Source organism: Paraburkholderia sp. PREW-6R (genome assembly GCF_039621805.1).
Classification (GTDB): domain Bacteria; phylum Pseudomonadota; class Gammaproteobacteria; order Burkholderiales; family Burkholderiaceae; genus Paraburkholderia.
Window position 1 is genome coordinate 288,394 of the sequence record NZ_CP155076.1, and the last position, 20,229, is coordinate 308,622.

At 59.1% G+C, this 20,229-nt stretch carries 11 protein-coding genes and 3 pseudogenes; 1 reads left to right on the forward strand and 13 read right to left on the reverse strand.

Translation table 11 applies throughout. From position 1 onward, the window contains the following. Positions 1-89 precede the first annotated feature (89 nt). A pseudogene (locus tag AAGS40_RS30405) lies at positions 90-652 on the reverse strand (IS3 family transposase); the annotation flags it as partial. 327 nt (positions 653-979) lie between these two features. Here AAGS40_RS30405 and AAGS40_RS30410 point away from each other — a divergent pair. Further along, a pseudogene (locus AAGS40_RS30410) lies at positions 980-1,162 on the forward strand (ATP-binding protein); the annotation flags it as partial. 312 nt (positions 1,163-1,474) lie between these two features. On the opposite strand, the pseudogene AAGS40_RS30415 reads toward AAGS40_RS30410, so the two are convergent. The 12 genes and pseudogenes from AAGS40_RS30415 to AAGS40_RS30470 form a co-directional block, all read right to left on the reverse strand. Next, positions 1,475-3,216: pseudogene (locus AAGS40_RS30415) on the reverse strand (ShlB/FhaC/HecB family hemolysin secretion/activation protein). 83 nt (positions 3,217-3,299) lie between these two features. Then, complete coding sequence (locus tag AAGS40_RS30420; protein ID WP_345817713.1) at positions 3,300-3,623, reverse strand: DUF6572 domain-containing protein; 324 nt, start codon at positions 3,621-3,623, stop codon at positions 3,300-3,302. Between the two features lie 128 nt (positions 3,624-3,751). Continuing rightward, on the reverse strand, positions 3,752-4,096 hold the full coding sequence (locus tag AAGS40_RS30425; RefSeq protein WP_345817714.1) for a hypothetical protein: 345 nt from the start codon (positions 4,094-4,096) through the stop codon (positions 3,752-3,754). 291 nt (positions 4,097-4,387) lie between these two features. Continuing rightward, entirely contained in the window at positions 4,388-4,900 is a 513-nt protein-coding gene (locus AAGS40_RS30430) for a hypothetical protein (protein ID WP_345817715.1), read from the reverse strand. 550 nt (positions 4,901-5,450) lie between these two features. Next, positions 5,451-6,068, reverse strand: a complete 618-nt coding sequence (locus AAGS40_RS30435; protein ID WP_345817716.1) for a hypothetical protein — start codon at positions 6,066-6,068, stop codon at positions 5,451-5,453. A gap of 31 nt (positions 6,069-6,099) precedes the next feature. Next, positions 6,100-7,836 (reverse strand): ShlB/FhaC/HecB family hemolysin secretion/activation protein, encoded by a 1,737-nt coding sequence (locus AAGS40_RS30440; RefSeq protein WP_345817717.1) that lies wholly within the window; start codon positions 7,834-7,836, stop codon positions 6,100-6,102. 29 nt (positions 7,837-7,865) lie between these two features. Continuing rightward, positions 7,866-8,090: a CDI system lipoprotein BcpO gene (gene bcpO, locus AAGS40_RS30445; protein ID WP_345817718.1), complete on the reverse strand. Its 225-nt coding sequence runs from the start codon at positions 8,088-8,090 to the stop codon at positions 7,866-7,868. Then, positions 8,080-8,403 (reverse strand): hypothetical protein, encoded by a 324-nt coding sequence (locus tag AAGS40_RS30450; RefSeq protein ID WP_345817719.1) that lies wholly within the window; start codon positions 8,401-8,403, stop codon positions 8,080-8,082. The genes bcpO and AAGS40_RS30450 overlap by 11 nt, the downstream gene beginning before the upstream one ends. Then, positions 8,400-8,765 (reverse strand): hypothetical protein, encoded by a 366-nt coding sequence (locus tag AAGS40_RS30455; protein ID WP_345817720.1) that lies wholly within the window; start codon positions 8,763-8,765, stop codon positions 8,400-8,402. The genes AAGS40_RS30450 and AAGS40_RS30455 overlap by 4 nt, the downstream gene beginning before the upstream one ends. Next, positions 8,749-18,141 carry a hemagglutinin repeat-containing protein gene (locus AAGS40_RS30460; RefSeq protein WP_345817721.1) on the reverse strand — a complete coding sequence of 3,131 codons (9,393 nt, stop codon included), beginning with the start codon at positions 18,139-18,141 and terminating at the stop codon, positions 8,749-8,751. The genes AAGS40_RS30455 and AAGS40_RS30460 overlap by 17 nt, the downstream gene beginning before the upstream one ends. Before the next feature lie 443 nt (positions 18,142-18,584). After that, the gene (locus tag AAGS40_RS30465; RefSeq protein WP_345817722.1) at positions 18,585-19,274 is read right to left on the reverse strand and encodes a hypothetical protein; all 690 of its coding nucleotides are present in this window, start codon (positions 19,272-19,274) and stop codon (positions 18,585-18,587) included. Further along, entirely contained in the window at positions 19,243-20,220 is a 978-nt protein-coding gene (locus tag AAGS40_RS30470) for an ATP-binding protein (RefSeq protein ID WP_345817723.1), read from the reverse strand. The genes AAGS40_RS30465 and AAGS40_RS30470 overlap by 32 nt, the downstream gene beginning before the upstream one ends. Between the last annotated feature and the right edge of the window lie 9 nt (positions 20,221-20,229).

A 20,229-nucleotide genomic window follows, 5' to 3' on the forward strand; every position in this document is an offset into this window, starting at 1 on the left:
GCGCCACTTAGAGGCATATTGTCTTGAGCGGATGAAATATCGACCTTGCTCCTGTTTCACGGACCTCATAGCTGAAGCGATCAGGCCGCTTACCTTCGCTGAGCGGCGGCCCAGTTCTTCTCGAACGTTATGGGGCTAACGTAGTTCAATGTCGAATGAAGGCGGCGGCCATTGTAAAAACCAAGCCAGTCGATGATTTCATTCATCGCAGTACGCCGCATCGCGAAGTGCCGATCATGCAGCCGAGCGACGTTGAGCGAATCCCAGAGTCTTTCGGTCGGCGCATCATCCCAACGAGCGCCACGCCGGCTCATTGATGAAAGCATGTGGCACGCTTTGAGCCTGTCCTGGTAAACTCCACTGCAATATTGCTGCCACGGTCGCTATGCACAATCACGCCGGCTTTGGGGCGACGCCGGAACCATGCCATGCGCAGCGCGTCTGTAACTGGATCTCCCTTTGCGTGCGACTGCATCGACCAGCCCATCACCTGCCGGCTGAAGAGGTCGATTATGACGGCCGGATACAGCCAGCCTTTGGCCCTCGCCACGTACGTGATGTTGCTCGTCCAGATCTGATTCGGCGCTGTCGCGGTGAAGTTGCGCTCCAACAGGTTTGGCGCGACCGGCACGTTGTGGTTCGAGTCTGTCGTGCGCGGTGGCCAACAAGCTGGCCCGAATCACATGCGGAGCTTTAACGCAGGACCTATGGCCTTGCCGGCCTGAACCTTTCGAAAAGACCCATCAACACCTCGGCTTCTTCGACGCCTGACACTGATGAACCGGAACGGCACACCGGCCTGCGGCAAAACCCGGAAAGTGATGAGGTTCACGAAGCCGCACGACTTTATGGGGGCTGCAGGCGCGAACTTCATCATGGCGCGGGGCTCAGCCCCAACCAACGACGCCGGATAGATTCGAGCGAGCCAACCCCTCCTTAAGCACATGGGGTTGCAAATCTGGGGCGGACCATAGATTTACTTCGAAGTACGCTCCTCGACCGGCTGCTTCATCACGTACACGTCCTGCCGATCTCCGGCGACTCGTACAGGCTGAAGGTAAACCGTCGGGCCGGCATGATTAACCGCGTCCCACGGCAGCACCTAAACGACGCGGACGACGTCAAAGGCAAACCCCGTTCGAAGGAGGTGCCGCTTAACTAATACCAGATGCCCGGACGAGCAATGCCACCTGCCCGACAGGGAGCAATTGCTCCCCCCGCACCTGCCAGCCCTACCGCTGTCCCGCATCCGGCTCCGAGCATGATGCATCCGCAGCAAACTCATCGTCGCTGCCGCGCCCTGTCGGGAGTGAATGACAGCCAGAGCCACATTTTTTCCAGGGAGAGAGATCGAGCGCGACGCTGGCCGGCAGCGGCAACAACATCTCCATCGTACGCCGTGGGCGTTTTGCGGTCTTTCGTGTCATGCTGTCGGGAAGAACGCAATCTTCGGAAAACCCCGTTATCAGGTCCTTCAGAACTGCGCTGTTATCTGGAAGCCCAGCGTTACGCTCGGCGCGGGAAAGCCGGGCGGCGCATAGATTGGCGTAGCCGCGAATACGTCGTAGCTGTACGTGCCCAGACGCGACGGCACCAAACCCTTCAGGCCGATGGCCGCACCCGCGAGCTGCGTGCCTGCGAGATTCGCCGCAGATGGTCCCCACAGGTGGCCATAGTCGACCCCTGCATAGAGCACCCGCCCCATTTGTCCGATCGGATACTGGAGTTCGTTGCGCCAGTAGAAGCCTTTTTCCGCCGCCAGCATCGTCTCGCCGCTGAACCCGCGCACGGTGTAGCGGCTGCCGATGGTCAGGTCGTCGATATAATTCAGCTCGTCGTTGGTGAACTGTCCGTGCAGGGTGGCGACATAACGCAACGGCTGACCGGCCACTGCGAACGGCACCGAGAAATTCGCGTCGAGCGTTGCCATCTTGAAGCGGTAGGTCGGCCCACCTGATGTATCGGACTGGGCACCGAGCCCGCCGATACCCTGCCGGTAAGCGAGCGTGCCGTCGAACTGCGCCGCGCCGAAGTAGTGCCGGTTGGTCAGCCCCGCCTCGATGAACGTGTTGTTGCGGTGCTGTAGTGGAATCTCGGTGCCTTCGATAAAGCTCGCGCCGAACCGCTTGACCAGCTGGAACTCGACGCCCGACACATCGTTCTGGCTACGATATACGACGCGCTCAAGTTTGAAGCCCGCCGTCTGCGCATTGCCGCTCGCTACGAAAATCTGGCTGGCCTGCGCAACCTGCTGGTAATAGGTGTTCGTGTAGCCGAACAGCGTGCCGGTCCAGTAACCCCACGGCACCGCATACGAGGCATTCCAGCCGTGCGTGCCAAGATCATGATTGCCGAACTGCAAATCCTGGTTGTAGGCCGCCGAAAAGACATCGTTCAGGCCGAGCGGGTTGTACAGCCAAGCGACACATTACCAATGTAGCGGCCCGTTGCATCCGTACCCGAGTTGTCTGTAGAGACGACGAGCGACCAAGGCTTTGTACGATTGACGGTCACAACGACATCGCTCTCGCCTGGCGACGTACCGGGCACAATCTGCATCGTCGCATCCTGGTTCGGTACGCGCTTCATCTGCTCCAGACCCTGCTCGAGGTCGCGTAGCTGGAGCACGTCGCCGTCGCGAGCTGGGAAGGCGGTTTTCAGCGTGCGCCGTGTGCTGGCGTCGCCAACCTTCACATTGCGGATCACGCCCGGTATGAGCGTGAATTTCATCGCCCCTTTCGAGAGGTCCTGGGTCGGCACGAGTGCACGTGTCGTGATGTAGCCGTGGCTCAGAATGACGCCTTGCAGGCCCTTCGCCAGCAGGTCAACACCCTGCTTGCCAACACATTGGCCCTCATAATGGTGCAGCCAGTCATGCAGGAATGCGAACGAATCGAGCGGTAACGCCGATGCACCCTTCACACGAACAACTTCAGGCAGCCTATCGGGCACCTCGACCGTGAACGAATCGATACGAAAGCACGGCGTCTCGTCGGGCAGCACTGGGTACTCCCCGACGACAGGGGCAGTCGAGCGTACAACGGGTGCGGCGACAGTCGCCGCGCGCTGCTGCGCGTCGCGCCGCTGCTCGATCTGCTGTTGCTGTTCTTCGTTGGTACGGGCCGCCGCTGCTACATCGGGCGGGGTCTGCTGCGCTTGAGCGAGAGATACCAAGACTGTGAGCGGCGCGGCCGCCAGCCTCTTTCGAATTTTCATGTGTGAACGTTTGATGAGGGTGTGAGCGAACGACCACACCCTGTGATTTTTGTTGTTATTTCCATCGAAAGGCGCCAACAAATTTAGCTAACTTGATACGTTAGATCGAATCCAGAACCCTGAATTATCTCGCGAGCTTTTCCGATGAAGCGCAGTGCTTCTGACGATGGTTCATATTTCATCGCGATTTCGATTTCGCACCGACATCCTTTCGAGTCCGGGTAGTGCTGTTGCAATTCCCCCCCCTCTAGAAAGCAAAGATAACTGTTTATTTTTTCCTGTAGGAGAAGCAGATGCTCTTCTACAGGATTGGTCCATTCGAGATGATCGGCAATGACTAAACGTGCAAGTCCCTTCTTCGGATCAACGCCGATAATATCGACCACGTTTTCGTCAAGAATTGACATGACTTTTCCTGTTCAGTTCGATGAAGTCCGAACGAATTCAATTCCGGTACATCATCCAGACTTCAATGTCGAAAGAAGCCGGGTGGCGCTAGGCTCGTTCAGGTCGGGCATTTCTTCGATCTGAAAAATCATTCCGACTCTAGCAATTGTGGATCTTCCCAAGCGTCCTCGTACTGCTCCGTAATAAGAAAGCGCCACCCAGGCGGCAAGCCAAGGTAAGGAATAACCAATGGAGCCCATTCTTTCAGATGAATCCCATGAAGCGGCACGAAGAAATCTTCTGCATGCGAAAACTCGTCGCCTGCCCATAGATACCACCCACACACATCATTTCCAGGCTGGAGGCGTAAGCCGTTTAGAGGCCGCAATCCATCCTGCACGTTTCTCGCGACCCCCACCTTCAAACTCAAATCGCAACCGAAGAAGTCGGCGCCGAAACGCATACATACATCGCGTTGTACATTCACTTTCATCACCTAGGAAAGCTTGAAATTGCTAACCGTGGCAAAGGGAATAAAGCTTTGACCTCAATGCGTCGAACTCGTTGTTTTCCTTCGTCAGCGGCTGACCAGCCCTATAAATGACAATGTCATTTAACGATCCCATACCCCCAAACGTGGTTAGGATTTTGGAAACAGCACTATCTGGATCACACTCTATTTCGATGCCAAACTTATCGAGAGATTGCGCCCAATCCTCAACGCCTCCAATTCGGAGGAGTTCGGACATCCTTGCCAACGTGAGCTTTATATCTTGCGTCTTGATCATTTCAACGGACTCGAATTGATAACTTTCACACCGTTAATCGTCCACGGCTTGAGAACAACTACCTGCTGCGTTCCTCCAACATAGAACCCACCTTGCGAACCGACTTGCCCAACATATACCTGAGTACCAGCAGGAATATTAACCGCAAACGACGTGTCGATTGGCGAAGTTGCGCCACCGGGCCAAACCGGCAGGACTGCTTTGTCAATTCTTGTCTGTACTACGCCTGAGGGTGGCGTTACGTCAAAGAACTGACCAAGAGGCTTGTCTGCGGTGCCCGCACGGTACAAAACCGTGTCATTTTGCAGTTGGACGACACTGTAGTTGCCGCCAGCGAAGGTTTCTGCGATTGCTGGATCTAACGAACCAGGGCTCACCGCAGTGTATGAACCCAGTACGTTGCCCGAAGTCGAACCGCTTGTAACCGTATCTTGAGCAACAGCACTACCAATCGCTCGTTCCGCCGCGTTTGCTGCTGACGTAATAGCTTTGCCCTCTCCTAGGGTCAAGACTCCTAGCGCGGCGTCACCGATCGATCCAACGGCTAGCGCGGCACCCATGCCGTAATTGTGAGCAAACAATAGAGTTCGACACAAGGTTACGTTCAGAATCAGACACTTGGCGGCGCGCTTGGTAGTGCCTCTTCGAAATTGAGTTCGACACAACCCCCTCGCCGATCAACTGGCACAGGTCTCTTGCGACAAAATAGTTTGACACAGATTGCGACGCCAGGCAGGAGGCAACCCGGCGCGTGGGATACGCTGTCGGAGGTCAACCGTTGGAAATCCCGTTGCGTTGCAATACGCCAAGATCCCAGCGGCAGCTGGCATGTAGCGGGAGAGTGGACGCCGTTTGGTCCTGGTCATCGCCTAAATATTCTCCCGTCGTTGCAATGGGAGAATCGTCCGCCATCGGCGCCAGTGACCTAGATCAGGCTGCGAAACTCATTCAGGTCCAACTGACGGCAGATATCGACGGTTCTTGACGTTCGGCGGTTGAACGTTGGTCTCCGCCCGAGAATCCTTATTGTCGAGAGCGTGTATGTCGCCCACTCGTCCTTTACTTCGTCAGGCGAACCACGTACAGCCCCGCCTGGTTCGGAGAGCCGGCGACGCTGTAATTCGGGCTGACGGCCATCAGCGGTCCTGGAACTGTCGGAGAGTAGGTCACGCTCGCAGGCGTAACGGTCGCCAGTTCAAGTGCGGGAGTGCCCGTCACCGTCTGCGTTGTCGAGAAATTGAACGTCAGCATCCGGCTGTCCATCTGCGTGATATCGCCAGAGCCGCCTTCCGTGATTTCGTAGGCGAAGGGCGTCGTGATGCCAGCGGGCACCGGGTCCGGTTTTCCCAGGCAGAGCGTCAAGGCGCGCGTGACCCCACCCGTGGGGGCATTGAATTTCAGGGTTGCGATATTGTCATTGGAGACCATCGTCATCGCCGTGCCTGCAGCGGTACCCAGAGCGATATCGAGGCGACTGTAGTTGACCGGACAGTTGAACGTGGTCGATTGCGGCGATGACGCCGCGTCAGGCGCAGAGGCCGCACCTGGTGAGGATGCGCCCGCGGCGGCCGACGAATCCGCTCCTGATGCTCCGCCACCGCCGCTGCCTCCACCACACGCGGCCAGCAGAACGGCGGTGCCAATCAGACCCATCGAAAATTTTCGGCTCGTCAACATTGTTAGCTCCTTATGGTCAGTGAATCGCACATCAGAATTGTCCCGTCACCTGAAAGCCCAGCGTCACGCTCGGCGCGGGAAAACCGTGCGGCGCGTAGACCGGCGTACCGGCAAACACGTCATAGCTAAATGCCCCCAGGCGCGAGGGCACGGAACCCTTGAAGCCCAGGACCGCGCCCGCGAGCTGTGTCCCGGCAAGAAACGCGGTAGATGGGCCCCAGAGGTGGCCGTAGTCGAGGCCCGCATAAAGCATCTGGCCCGTCTGGCCAATCGGATACTGGAGTTCGTTGCGCAAGTAGAAGCCCTTCTCTGCGGCCAGCATCGTTTCACCGCTGAAACCCCGCACCGTGTAACGGCTGCCGATGGTCAGGTCATCGATATAGTTCAGTTCGTCGTTGGTGAACTGCCCGTGCAGCGTGCCCACATAGCGCAGCGTCTTCCCGGCCACGGCGAACGGTACCGAGAGATTAGCGTCGAGCGTCGCCATGTGGAAATAGTACGTAGGCCCACTCGCTGTATTCGGCATCGCCCCGAGCCAGCCGATACCCTGACGATAAGCGAGCGTGCCGTCGAACTGGGCTGCGCCGAAGTAATGGCGATTGGTCAGCCCGGCCTCGATGAACGTGTTGTCGCGCTTTTGCTGCGGGATTTCGGTGTCGTCGATGAAGCTCGCGCCAAAGCGCTTGATTAGCTGAAACTCGACGCCCGAAACATCGTTCTGGCTACGACGAATGACGCGCTCCAGCTTCAGACCCGCTGTCTGCGCGTTTCCGCTCGAAACAAACGTCTGGTTGACCCCAGCAATCTGCTGGTAATACGTGTTTGTGTAGCCGAAAAGGGTGCCTGTCCAGTAGCCCCACGGCACCGCATACGAGGCATTCCAGCCGTGTGTACCGAGGTCGTGGTTGCCGAACTGCAAATCCTGGTTGTAACCGCCCGAAAGCACGTCATTGATGCCCAGGAGGTTATAGAGCGCGAGCGACACGTTGCCGATGTAACGGCCCGTCGCGTCAGCGCCCGAGTTATCCGCTGAGACGACGAGCGACCATGGCTTCGTGCGCTTGACGGTGACGACGACATCACTCTGGCCGGGTTCGGTACCGGGCACAATCTCCATCGAGGCGTCCTGGTTCGGGACGCGCTTCATCTGCTCCAGTCCCTGCTCAAGGTCGCGCAACTGGAGGATGTCGCCGTCGCGAGCCGGAAAGGCGGTTTTCAGCGTGCCCCGTGTACTGGCGTCGGCAAACTTCAGGTTGCGGATCACGCCCGGTATAAGCGTGAATTTCATCGCCCCTTTCGAGAGGTCCTGGGTCGGCACGAGTACACGCGTCGTGATGTAGCCGTGGCTTAGGATGACGCCTTGCAAGCCCTTCGCCAGTTGGTCAACGCCCTGCTTGCCAACACATTGCCCCTCATAATGGCGCAGCCAGTCATGCAGGAATGCGAACGGATCGAGCGGCAACGCCGACGCACCCTTTACACGAACAACTTCAGGGAGCGTATCGGGAACCTCGACCGTGAACGTGTCGATGCGAAAGCACGGCGTCTCGACGGGCAGCACGGGGTACTCCCCGACGGCAGGGGCGGTCGAGCGTACAACGGGAGCGGCGACTGTCGCCGCACGCTGCTGCGCGTCGCGTCGCTGCTCGACCTGCTGTTGCTGTTCGGCGTTGGTACGCGCCGCAGCATCGGGGGCTGTTTGCGCGGGCACATCAAACGAAATCAGGGATGCTAACGAGACGGCTGTTAGCTTCAATCGGTGGTGCATTCTTTGTTCTCGTTTTCTTGTTGTCTGTCCTACAGTCCGGGCCTGGGTGAAATATGGCCAGGAGTCCACACCCATTCCGTACCGCTCCATTTCCAGAAGCCAATAACCCAAAATGCATTGGAGTTAGGTGGCAGCACGGGCTGCATTTCAGGTTTCGGCGGCGGCATGGGGGGCGCACCGGGAGGCACGTTTTGGCATCCGGCCAGCAGCATGACGGATGCAAATAGAATTCTTCGCTTTGGGCTACTCGGCATTGTTACCCTTGGTTTGCTTAATAGTTGCCTGATACCACTCCTGCGATTCCCAATCTTCCAAGGCCGAAATGAATTGGGCCTCAGCTTCCGCAAGAGGAGAACCCGGCGCATAGAACGGATTGTCTTTTCCGAGGGCCTGGCGGTATCTGTAGCGCTGCGGTGGTTGTACGTTACCCGCCTCAATTTCATCAAAGAGAGGGGTTAGCCACCGCAGCAACAATTGCACATCCGTATCGGCCCAATCACGTCCACCAAGTAACGCGCGAAATACTCTTGCCGTGTCTTTTAGTTTCCCGATCTCGCTCACAATCAATCATATTTCGGCAGATATTCCTTATATCCAAAAAACTCGTCCATCAATTGAAGATTAAATTCGATGGACCATGTATCTGCCTCAATCTTGAATCTTCTATAATCTTCGTAGGACCAAAAATCCGCAGGGCCGAAGTAGTGCGGGCCGATACCCAACTGAATGCTCGTCAAGTAAGCACCTCGATCCTCTCCGATAGAGATTTTCAGAACATGCTTCTTATCCAGCAGGAAATGAGAGGCAAGCGCACCCCTGTCTTCCGACCAGAGGAAGTGCTTGATACTTCTATTACCAGTTTTTCGATAATAGGCGCGAACCGTATCGTCCAGTAATTTCCTGCCTTCCAAATCATTTTTTAGTTGCATAATAAAGACCTCCTTCACCTTGTTTAAATGAATAACCCTTGCTTTGCAGGTATTGGACTTCCATTTCGGTGTATGAGCTTGCTCTAGCTGCTGTCGGATCTATAGTAAATGCAAAACTCTTACCTTCAGCAATTTGCTGATCGAGGAACGCTTGATTGATATTCCACATATTCTGAGCACCGAGTTGGCTCTGCACTGAACTCCAGTCTGACATTGAAAAATACGTCGCACCTTGCGCTTGAGCCACGGCGTCATATGAGCTCGCGCTTCCTGCAACGTATGGGCCCAAAATCACTTCCGACGACGACGCGTTGTGCGTCGAACTGAGCGCAGCCTGATTGTATGCCTGCGTCAGTAGTTCAGGAGAAGCACCATCACGATAGAAATTGTTTATCTGTGCCGCGAGCGCTTCGGCATTGCTCGTTGCCGCAGCCTGATTTGCCAGCGCCGTACTTCCAGCCGCAGTGCCCAGACTCAGGCCTGCGTAAGCGAGCGCCGCTGACCCTGGACTCAACCCGAGTGACTGAAGCGCCTGTTCACCATATGTTGGCGTCAGAATCCCGGTTGTCGCCTCCGTAAAGCCCGCTTTCGAGTAGTCCAGAGCGGTCACCGCACCCGTAACGGCAACACCGCACGCTACGCCAGTCTCACAACCTGCTGCTACCAGTGCTGCTGCGCCTGCGGCTCCCAGAACGCCCTGTACCGCACCGTTCACTCGGTTCATCGTCTGCGATTTGCTATACGCATCGACAAGCGCATCGCCAAATGTATCGTAGCCGTCGAATGCTCCAGCCGCCTTGAGTTGGGCCTGCTCCGCCGTAAACTTCTCGCCGTCATCTTGCATTTGTTGCAAGGTGGCCGCCTGCGGGTCGCTAGACGGCACGCCATCGGCGCAATGGACCAGCGCGCATTCGGCTGCGGCGAGCTTGTATTGCTCTTCCGGCGTTTGTCCTGCCTGCGACTGCTTGAGCTTCTGGGCCTCACTTTGATCCAGTTCACGATTGAACACTTCGTTGTTCGACGCCGAACCTGCACCCGCAATCGCGCCCGACGATCCGCCGCCTGCCAGTGCACCTCCAGCCGCACCGCCTGCCGCAGAGACAACCTGATTAAGTGCATTGCGCAAAGCGGTTTGATCTTCGACTGGCACCAGCGCAACAGCCTGCTCGATGATCGGCTGCGCCAGCGACTGCAACGCGTCACCCGCGAGCGAACCGCCCACCGCACCTGCGATGTTGCCGCCTCCCAGCGCTGCGCCGATAGCAGCGACCGCCGCATGCATCGCATCGCGCGCAGCGCCGCCCTCGGCAAAGGCCGGATTGTTGTTCTCAAGCTGGTCCGCAATCTGGCCAGCCGCATAGGTTGCAGTCTTGCCAAACGCCTGAGCGAACGCGAGGTTGTTCTGAACCTGTTGCAGGTTGAACGTGTTCTGCACGGTCTGGTTTGCATTGGCCGTGTCACGCGACAGGCCCGCCGTGCTGTCCGTACCGCTCTGCTGGTCGGACTTCACCGTAATCGTGCCCGGGCTCACCGCTGCATGCGTCGTACCACTTGCGCTGTCGCTGGTCTGCGCAAAGCTCGGCCCACCCGAGAGCGAGAACCCTTGCGTCGAGCCGGAATACGACATCGTATTCTGAACGTCGGTAAAACCAAGGCTTCCCGTCGTCAGGCTGTTGTTCGCGGCAGGGGCCGCGCTCGCAATCTCGGCGCCGTTAAGCTGCGTATGACCCGCCACGTTCACGTCGAAGCCACCAGTGCCAGCCACGATCCCTGTCTGCTGGTTCACGGACGCATAGTTGCTGTCGATGCCGGTATGACTGATCGAGGCATCCACGTTGCTGCCGTAGCCAAAGGTCAGCGTACCGCTCGCACCGCTACTGTGCTGGTTGCTGCTGTAGGTCGAGGTATCCTGGAGACTCGTCATCGTCAGGTTGCCGCCAACGTCCACCTTGGCCGTGTTGCCTGAAAGCTGCGCGCCTGCAAGCGTCGTATCGCCACCGGATTTCATCGTGAGCGTGTCGCCCGCCGCGATGGTTGTATTGTCCTGGGTCACGCTGCTGCCGTTACCCTGGCCGTGCGAGTTCTGCCCGTTGGCGAAGACGCTGATTCCGGTGCTCTTGCCTACGCCGATCCCAACACCCGCATTCCAGCCGCTCGAACTGTTCGAACTGGTGTCTGTTTCGGTGCTCTGCGCGCTTTGCAGCGTGATCGCATTGTTCGCATCCAGCGTGACGTTTTTCCCGGTCACGGTTGCGCCGGTCATGGTGATGTCACCCGTGCCCGCCTGCGCGTTGCCGTTTGCGTCTGGTGCGCCGGTGGCCGTCACGGTCACGTTGCCGTTACCGATGATCGAGGAGCCTTTCGCGGTCGTAATCGACGTGCTGGAATTGCTGCTGCTGTGGCTCGACCCGACGCTGATCTGCAACTGGACGCCTTGCGTCGCTGCGCTGGCGTCACCGTTCGCGAGGCCGCTGGCTGCATTGCCGATAGCGCCGCGATTCTGGTAGGCCATTTCGGCCGCCGCCACACCCTGTACCGCTGTGAGGCGCGAATCACCCGACTGGACGCCCTGGCGCACGGTAGACGCCATCTGCTGGCCGAGGCTCAGGAGGCCACCGCCGAGGCCAACGCTCAGGCCCGACTGGCTGGTCTGCTGCGTCTGGTTGTCCTTGTAGGTGTCGTAGGCAGCATTGACGGCGACGTTCTGGCCGGTCAGCGCCACATCACCGCCCGCAACGACCTCGCTACCGGAAATGCCAACATTGTGTCCTGCCGTAATCGAAACGTTGCCGGTCGATGAACCGATTACGCTGGCGTTGTTCGTAACGGACGATTGCTGGTCCGTGGTTGCGGTCTGCCGGGTACCAACCGTGACGCTCAGGCCGCTTGCCCCCAGGCCCGAATCCTTCTCCTGGTAGCTGCTCGACGACTGCATGGTGTCCTGCGACGTGGTGATATTCACATCGTGCGCAGCGCTCAATGCCACGTCATTCGTGCCGACGATAGCGCTGCCTGCGACGTTGATATCCTTTCCGCTTGAGATTGCCACGCTATCGGCAGAGATCAGGCTGCCCTGTGAAATCGTCGTGGTCGTATCGCTCGAACTCGAAACTTCCTTGCCGCTCACCACATTGCTGTGACTGTGCTGCTCCTGCGAATTGTCGACACGCGTTTCAGTGGCTGCACCGATGTTGACATTGTTCGTTGCCGCAAGCGTCGCGGCCCCCTGGGCGAGGCTGATCGTGCTACCGGCGACATTGATATCGTTGCCAGAGGCCACGATCAGCGAGTTACCGGCCTTAAGCGTCGTCGCAGTCAATGTATCGTCGGAGGTGTGCATCGACGCCGAATAGCTGCCGTGATGATCGCTACCCGCGCTGCTGCTATCGACGGTGGAAGTGGTGGTGGCGGCCTGGAGCGTCACGTCACCCTTCGCCGCAACGATACCGCCTCCAGCGAGGTTAATATTCGCACCGGTCGCGGTCAGGTTGCCGCCGACACCGATCTGCGAAATGCCACCGACGTTCACCGAACTGCCAGTCGCGCTATTGATGTTCGTATCCGACACGCCGTTCGCGCCATGGACCACTTTCTGCTCGCCGGTCTGCACGGTGCCGATGTCGTAGTTGCCGCCAACGGCCATGCCGAGGTTACCGCCCACGTTCAGGTTGGCCCCGTTCTGCTCGACGTTGCCTCCCGTCACAATCGCAGCATCGCCCTTGACGTTCAGGTTCGCGATGGGGCCAAGCGTGGTCGTGGTTCGCGTGGCACCCGTTGCGCTGACCTGGTTCACCGTATTCGTTGCCGTGTTCAGCAGCAGATTGCCGCCCGCATTCAGCGCCAGACTTCCGGCGTTTACCGTCGCGGAGGTAAAATTCACGTCCCCGGTTGTCGTCAGCGACATGAGGCCACCGCTTTGCAGCGTGCCGAACGCGTTGTCGATCGACTTGCCGTTGATCGTCAACGAATTGCTGGCCTGCATCGTGCCGCTGTTCGTGAAGGTCTGCGCGTTCTGGAGGTCGATGTCGGTCGCCGTGATGAGCGGCCCGTTCATGTTCTGCTGGCTGGCCTGCGCGAGATAGACGACCGGCACCAGTACCGAGTGCCCGTCAACAATCTCGGTCTGCATGATGACGACGTTGGTCGTCAGGGCCGCAACCTGTGCGGGAGACAGCGCCATGCCCAGCGGCAGGTTGAGGGATTCGGAAAGCGAAGCGCCCGCGGCCATCAGCGACTCATACATCGATTGCGTATCGGTGTAGGGGCCAAGCACGGCCTTGCCGGTCAGCGACGTGATCTGGTTCTGCACGAGCTGCTGCTCGTAAAGACCATCGCCCAGGCGCTTCTCCACCGTCTGCGGATTCAGGCCAAGCTGCTGGAGATAGTAGTCGCTTGAAATGAACGATTTCGCGCTCGTAAAGGCCGGGTTCGACTCGATCAGATACGGCGCGTTCGGTGCCGTATCGCGACTGAACAGGCCGCCCTGGGGAACCGACAGGTTGCTCAGGACGCTCACCGCCGTCGCGTGTGCTATGACCGGATCGACCTGGGTTGCGTTGCCCTGGACAGAAGCTGAACCACTCTTTGTGCCGTTCGCGCTGCCGCTAACCGAGCCGACATTGACGCCCGAGATCGACTGACCGTTGACCAGGCCGAGCGACGGAATGCCAGCGTTACCGGCGGTATTGTTGATGCTGACACCGTTACCGGAAATCGTGCCGCCCGCGCCCCAGGTGGATTCGTAGGCGGGCAGACCGTAGACCTTGACGTCAGCCGGGGCCACCTGGTAGCCGCCCGGATTGGAGGTGACGAATGTCGCATTGCCGAACGGCAACTGCCAGTTGTATTCGCTATTGTCGTAGTTATCGTAGTGATACTGGCCCGAGTACGTCACCTGCACACCGGGCGCAAGCTGTCCGGCCCAGCTATTCGCGTCGAGGGAGGCCGGCATCGCAATGTTGCCCACGGCGGCCACCGCGCTCCAGTAGTTCTGGAACAGGCCCACATTCGACAGGTCCAGATTGCCACCCGACATGATCTGCGCCTTCGGGCTGATGGCAGTAATCAGGTTCCCGAGCGCCACGCCCGTATAGGTCGTGTACTGGTACGTACTGTTCCACTGGCCGCCGTGCGGCGGATTGGTCGGCATGCCGCCAGGCCCGGCCTGCAATGCAGCGATGACGGCGGGATCGTAGTTGGAAGCGGTCGGATCAAACTGGATGCCCATGACCTGCGGATTACCAGGACCGCATGCGGCCATGTACGCGGCCGTACATCCCGACAGGCTGATACCAAGCTGCTCGATGATCGACGGATCAACCGCTTCGGTGTAGGCCCCGTCGGTCGTCATCACGCGTCGCGTGTTGGTGACCTGATTCGAGTACATCGCCATGTCAGCCGAGGACTGGATGAGCGCCGACACGTTGTCGATCAGGTTCGCGTTGGTGTAATTGCCGTTTGCGTCCTTGCCGCCCGCGAGCACGACCCGGCCAAGACCGAAAATCGCGGTGGTCGCCTGCGTGTCGGTGGCCGTGGTGTCGTCGCGGTTCTCGATGTCAGGCGCGAGCAGTTCAAGCAGGCCGTTGCTGTCGGTGGCACCAATGAGCGCGGTCGGACCCACGTTCGAAATACGGGTGGTCGCGTTCAGCGATGCGCTGCTGCCCACAATCGCGCCCGAGTTTTCGAGCGTGTTCGAGTGCGTTGAGACGGTACCGCCCGCCATCATGGCGCCGCTGTTGTTGATGTCGTTCGCGTTGACATTCAGGTTATCGACCGCCTGGAGCGTGGCGGAATTGCTGAATGTGCCCGGCAGGGTAAAGGTGAGATCGTGACCGGCCGTGAACTGCATGGCCGACGTCGGCGCGAAGTCACCCTGCAGGTTTGCCGTCACGTCATTGGCTGCGCTGTATGCGCCTCCACCCGTGAGCGTTGCGGCACTGATCAGCAGGTCATGATCGGCGCCGATCCGGCCGTTGGTATTCGACACAGCCCCCGTGGCCGTAATAACGACATCACCACCCGAACCGCCAAAGGTGCCCATCTTGCCGGCCGTGTCATCGAGCGTGCCCGTCTGGATCGAAACGGCCGCGCCGGCCACCTGGCCGTTCTGCGTGTTCGAGATGGACGACGCGTTGAGCTTCACGGCCCCGTTACCCGCAATCAGCCCGTTACTGTTGACGATCTGGCTGCCGCCCTGCACGGTGGTATCGCCCGTGCCGAGGTTGCCGATGAGGCCATTTGTGGAATCAATCGACGCGGCCTGAAGACCGAGTGTGCTGGTGTCGCCGGGCGAACCCGTGCCGGACTGGATTTGCCCGTTCACGTTCGTCAGCGCTCCGCCGCTCGCGAGGTCGATCGAGGACAGCGATCGCACAACGCCCTGGTTGTTGTTCACGCCCCCCGCAACGTTTGCCGAGATGGCCCCCTGTGCCGCGAGTGCTCCCGCCTGATTGTTGACGCTGCCAGCCGTGACCTGAAGCTGCCCCGCCGTGAGGACCTGGCCGCCCGCATTCGAGAAGGAACCTGAACCATTGCCCGGATCAATCGTGAGCGTGCCAGTCCCCGCGTGCGTGATCGTACCGCCATTGTCGTTGATGAGACTGGCAGGGGCGAGCGTGAGGTCCGTACTGTTGGCCTGGATGACACCATTCGCGGAATTGTCCAGCGTATCGCTGACATCAAGTGCCATCGGTGATGCGCCAAACTGCGTAATGGTGCCGCCGTGGTTCAGCAGGTCAGCGGCCGACAAGGCAAGCTGGTTGGCCTGCGTTTCGCCGCCACTGTTATCGAACGTACCATCTGTCGTGATCGACAGGTTCGGCGCGACAAAAACACCGCCGTTGTTCGTGACTGAGCCAGCATGGATCGTTTCGTTCGCACCCGCGCCGGCTTGGCCGCCATCATTGGCCAGCGTGCCGCTCGTGAGGCTCAGGTCCGCATTCGACAGCAGTTTGCCGTCTGTGTTGTTGAGCGCGCCGCTCACGGTCGCGGTGAGGCCGTTTTGACCGACGACCTGGCCCTGGGTGTTGTTGAATGCGCCGGCCTGGGCAACCACTTCGCCGTTGCCCTGAATCTTGCCGTTGACGTTTGACAGCATGCCTGTGCCATTGCCAGCTTCAATCGTCAGCGTGCCGGTGCCGGCGTGCGTGATGGTGGCGTTGTCGTTGATGAGCGTGGCCGGAGCGAGATCGAGGTTCGTGCTGTTCGTCTGGATCGTCCCGCCCGCCGAATTGTCCAGCGTTCCCGAAACGGCCACGTTCATTGCTGACGTCCCCGTCTGGGTAAGGCTCCCGGCGTGATTGAGCAGGTTCGTCGCGTTGAGCGACAGCTGCGCGGCCTGGGTGACGCCGCCGCTGTTATCCAGCGTCGTGGCGCTCAGGCTTGCTACCTCGCCCGCAACAATGGCGCCACCATTGTTGGTGAGCTGCGCTCCGGCGTTGATGGTTGCATTGTTCTGGGCCTGAAGCGCGCCCGAGTCGTTGTTCAGGGACTGCGTGTCAACCTTGAGGTCCGTCTGTGCGCTGACCACGCCGTGGTTGACAACGCTCCCGCCCTGCAACGTCACGGCGCCATTGCCGCCGATTACACCACCTTGTGCGCCGCCTGCCGTGGTTCCCGCTGCATTCAGTAGCTGTCCGGTGGTCGTGACCGAGAGCCCGTCGCTGGAGAGGGAGGTGATACGGCCCGCCGTATTGTCCAGTGACGAGCCGGCTACCAACACGCCGGCAGCGCCCTGCATCACGCCCGCGCTATTCGCAATGGCACCGCCGCTGCTGACCTGCATCGCGCCCTGCGACACCATCTGGCCATTCTGGTTCGCAATCGGCCCGGAGGTCTGCGCGACGAGCGCACCCTGTGAGGACACCTCGCCGTGCTGGTTCGAGATGCTGCCCGTATTCAGCGTGATACCGCTGCCTGCGGTAAGCGAACCGCTGTCGTTGACCAGTGCGCCGCTCGCCTGTGCGTTCACGGCGCCCCCGGCGCTCGTGGTCGCTCCGGTAAGGTTCACGTCACCGGCATAGGCTGCCAGCGACAGGTTGCCGTTCGCTGCCGTCTCGCTGCCCGCGAGATTCACGCCGCTACCTGTCAGCGTCGCGTTGCCGCCCGCCACGTTCAGGCCGGTAGCGTCAAGCTGGCCGGATGTGGAGAGCAGCAGGTCGCCGCTGCCGCCCACCGAGCCGTCGCCATTCACACCCGCACCGAGTGTGCCGGTCGATGCGATACTGCCTGCTGTGATCGACGTATTTTGCTGGGCGGCAACTGTCCCGCTGTTCGTGACCGCTCCCGCCGTACCAATCGCGGTATTACCCTCGGCGTAGACGGTGCCCGTATTCGTGACCCCCGTCGCACTGATTCCGACATTGCCGCTCGCATTCACCTTGCCGGACTGCACAAGCTGACCAGCACTTGTGAGGATGAGGTCGCCCGCCTGCGCGGCAATGATGCCTGCGTTCGCGACCCCCACGCCGTTTTCCGTGCCAACCAACACGATACGGTTACTGTACATACCCCCCAGTTGCGATACGTCGATGGCGACACCGGGTGCGGGTCCGCTACCTGCAATGGGCGTGGGAACGAGGCTCGTGTAATCGATGCTGTTAGCGCCCGTCACGACGTGAAGCGTATTGCCGCCGTAAATGGCCGCATTGACTTCGAGGGCTCTGGACAACAGATCAACTTCATCAATATTCGACGCGTTCAGGCCCGCGCCCTGGACAGTAATCAGACCGCCCGTTACACTGAAGCCCGTCAGATTCCCGCTGCCATCGAAAAGCGGATTGCCGGTCGTTAAAATGCCACGTGCAGTGTTGATAAATCCGCCGCCATCGACCACGATCCCCGACCCGTTAGAAATGACGACATCGGCTTTCCTGCCTGCAACTTCAACGTAACCTCTGAGTTGCGACGGGTTGTTGCTGTTGACCTGATTGACGATAATCTTCGCCGCGTCATTCGGACCAAAATTCGGATTCCCCGATATTTGCCCGGCCAGTTGCGTGCCTGTTATAACGGGCGAATTATTGAGAATGGTTCCGTTTTTCTGGACGTCGAACTGTGAATATGTGTTAAGTGACACACCAGCCCCGGAGGGCTTGGTAACGTTCACTTGCGGAAGCCCGTTCGCCGTAGTGATTACGTTTGGTGCGTGCGCGCCGGACGGCACAATCTGCGCTTCCGAGACCGCTGGCGCGAGACCAAAGAGAACGAGCGCAGCAAACGCTGCATGACGCATTGGGAAGAGCGTGAAGGATTGCAGTGCGACCGCTGGGCCGCTTTCGCCGTGACCGGAATTCCCGTGCGTGGTTGCCGTTTCCGAAACGGCGACGAGCATACCCCGGAGCTTGCTGAAAACAAGCCGATAACAGCGATTATTCATTGCTTGTACCTGTGATACTGGATGAAGCCCTGCGCAATGCAACGGCGTTTTCCATGCCCTTCACGACGACGCAAGGCCATGACGGCAGAACAGGCGTCGCTCCTCAAAAATTCTTTCAAGCGTGTAGCGAACGAGACTATCAGACAGATTGAAAAACCGATATGGAATAAAACTGATTTATTGTGAATTTATCTGATGCGCCACGAATAAATGCCATCTCACTCGCTTAGCTTTTCGGCTTTCACATCTTCTTCGACCAGGCTGAACGCCAGTGGCGCAAAGAACGCGGAGTCCGCAGGCGTAGAGCGAAGTAAATTTGTCACCAAAAACGAAGTAAAGTCGTCAACACCCGTTTTTGCGTAGTTCGCACGACAGTTTCGTGACGCAGATTAATGGAAAGCTTCTGATCTATGAGGCGAGCGCCCCTGCCACGAGGCCGCGAGCTACAGGTTGCGTTCATCCTTGCCAAGGCAAAAGCTGCCTGCCATGCGATTGTGGAAATGTCGCGCGATGGCAATACGATGCTCCTTGCGCATCGCTGGTTTCGCTGCAAAGGCAGGAGGAGATTGACGCGCATACAGCTCGCCGCATTGCGCACAGCGATACGGCGATCCCACAAGACTCGCGTTGAGGATGTAGGGTGTTTCCCGCCCGCAACGATGGCATTGCGTCTCGAGCTTTCGTTGGTGAGCGGGACAACGGTTTTCGCTGAACATCTGGTACGTCACGCTGTGATGACCGAGCAATACGCATTGCCTGCAATACCGGAAAACCGGGTGATGCCGTCCCCGCTGTCCAGCGTCAAGGAGTGAAGCGCGCAACGCCTTGCCGGGCAACAGCAGCATGCGCCTCAGATGTTTAAGATCGACGGCATCACGTAACGGCTCAACGCCTTCGTATGGGTCAATGTCCACACCCATCAGCCGGACCAGTGTGTGCCCAGGCAGTCCATTTGCACGCGCGAACTTCCACAGGATCGATACGATCGATTCACCAGGCAACAGCCACCTCGCATCGAATATGAAGCCCAATGCCGGGGTGAAACGGCGCTCTTCGAGGCTGAGGATTGGAAAGCGCGGCGCAATGAGCGCGGGCGCCTCCTTACGCATGGACGAGCACACGGCCGGTTGCATGGCGCGACTGGACATAGCCGGAGTGCCGCACAGCGTGGGCCCATAACGAGGCACCCGGACAATACCCCGGAGCATCCCTGAGTTCGCTATCCTTGAGCACGATCTCGACGGCCCGCGCAAACGATTCCATAGGTATTTCGAGACGGCCTGGCAGGGTCGCCTTGTGGTGCGCGGCCTCGAAGGCATTCCAGAGTAGGGCCGCATCGCTGACAAGTCGATAACCTGCATCGAACGCCTGAGGCAGGTAAAACCTCGTGAAGCTCCACTGCGTGCCCTCCGGATAGGCAGTCTGGTCGTACCCGTTCAGACACGTGGCGACATCTTCGGCATTGCGGATGCCATGGAAGGCAAGTTCTTCGACCATCAGGCGCGCGACGATCTGCGTCTTGCCGGCGATCTGCAGCGCGCTCTTCTGGGCGAGCAGCTCCTGCTGACCAACGAGGAACGTGAACAGCTTGATCTGCTGGCGGTCGAGTGCGTCGTGTACATCCCTCAGCCACTCGTATTCGTTTTCGTTGTAGCGTTGCGCCTCATCACAAAAGAGCAGAACCGTCCCGCTGCCAGCGCGAGCAGCCGCTTCCCGGATCCGCAACGATAGTCGCATGCGTTTCGCGGGGTTGGTGCCCGCGTTCGGATCATGATCGCCAACAGCTTCCAGCAGGTTTGAAAAGAATGGCCCTTCAGCGTGCCGCGGCTTGTGCTCGCACCGCGCGTGATAGCTCGTCACTTTGGGATATTCCCTGGCAAGCAGCAGGCGCACGTATTCTATCGAACGCGTCTTGCCGATCCTCGGAGCGCCGTAAATGAGTGCGCCCGTCACACGGTAGCGAAGACAGCTCACGACGAGTTCGTAGAATGATTCGATAGCCGGTGTGGCAATCCGGTAGTTTCCAGTGACGAGCGGGTGCAGCGACGGATCGACTGGACGCGAGACCTGAAGCGACATGCCTCCCTC

Excerpts from the sequence above, each read along its gene's own strand:
- bcpO (WP_345817718.1), bottom strand. The coding sequence starts at position 8,090 with ATGCCGAGTAGCCCAAAGCGAAGAATTCTATTTGCATCCGTCATGCTG.
- AAGS40_RS30460 (WP_345817721.1), bottom strand. The coding sequence starts at position 18,141 with ATGAATAATCGCTGTTATCGGCTTGTTTTCAGCAAGCTCCGGGGTATG.
- AAGS40_RS30435 (WP_345817716.1), bottom strand. The coding sequence starts at position 6,068 with ATGTTGACGAGCCGAAAATTTTCGATGGGTCTGATTGGCACCGCCGTT.
- AAGS40_RS30420 (WP_345817713.1), bottom strand. The coding sequence starts at position 3,623 with ATGTCAATTCTTGACGAAAACGTGGTCGATATTATCGGCGTTGATCCG.
- AAGS40_RS30470 (WP_345817723.1), bottom strand. The coding sequence starts at position 20,220 with ATGTCGCTTCAGGTCTCGCGTCCAGTCGATCCGTCGCTGCACCCGCTC.
- AAGS40_RS30465 (WP_345817722.1), bottom strand. The coding sequence starts at position 19,274 with ATGCAACCGGCCGTGTGCTCGTCCATGCGTAAGGAGGCGCCCGCGCTC.
- AAGS40_RS30425 (WP_345817714.1), bottom strand. The coding sequence starts at position 4,096 with ATGAAAGTGAATGTACAACGCGATGTATGTATGCGTTTCGGCGCCGAC.
- AAGS40_RS30455 (WP_345817720.1), bottom strand. The coding sequence starts at position 8,765 with ATGCAACTAAAAAATGATTTGGAAGGCAGGAAATTACTGGACGATACG.
- AAGS40_RS30440 (WP_345817717.1), bottom strand. The coding sequence starts at position 7,836 with ATGCACCACCGATTGAAGCTAACAGCCGTCTCGTTAGCATCCCTGATT.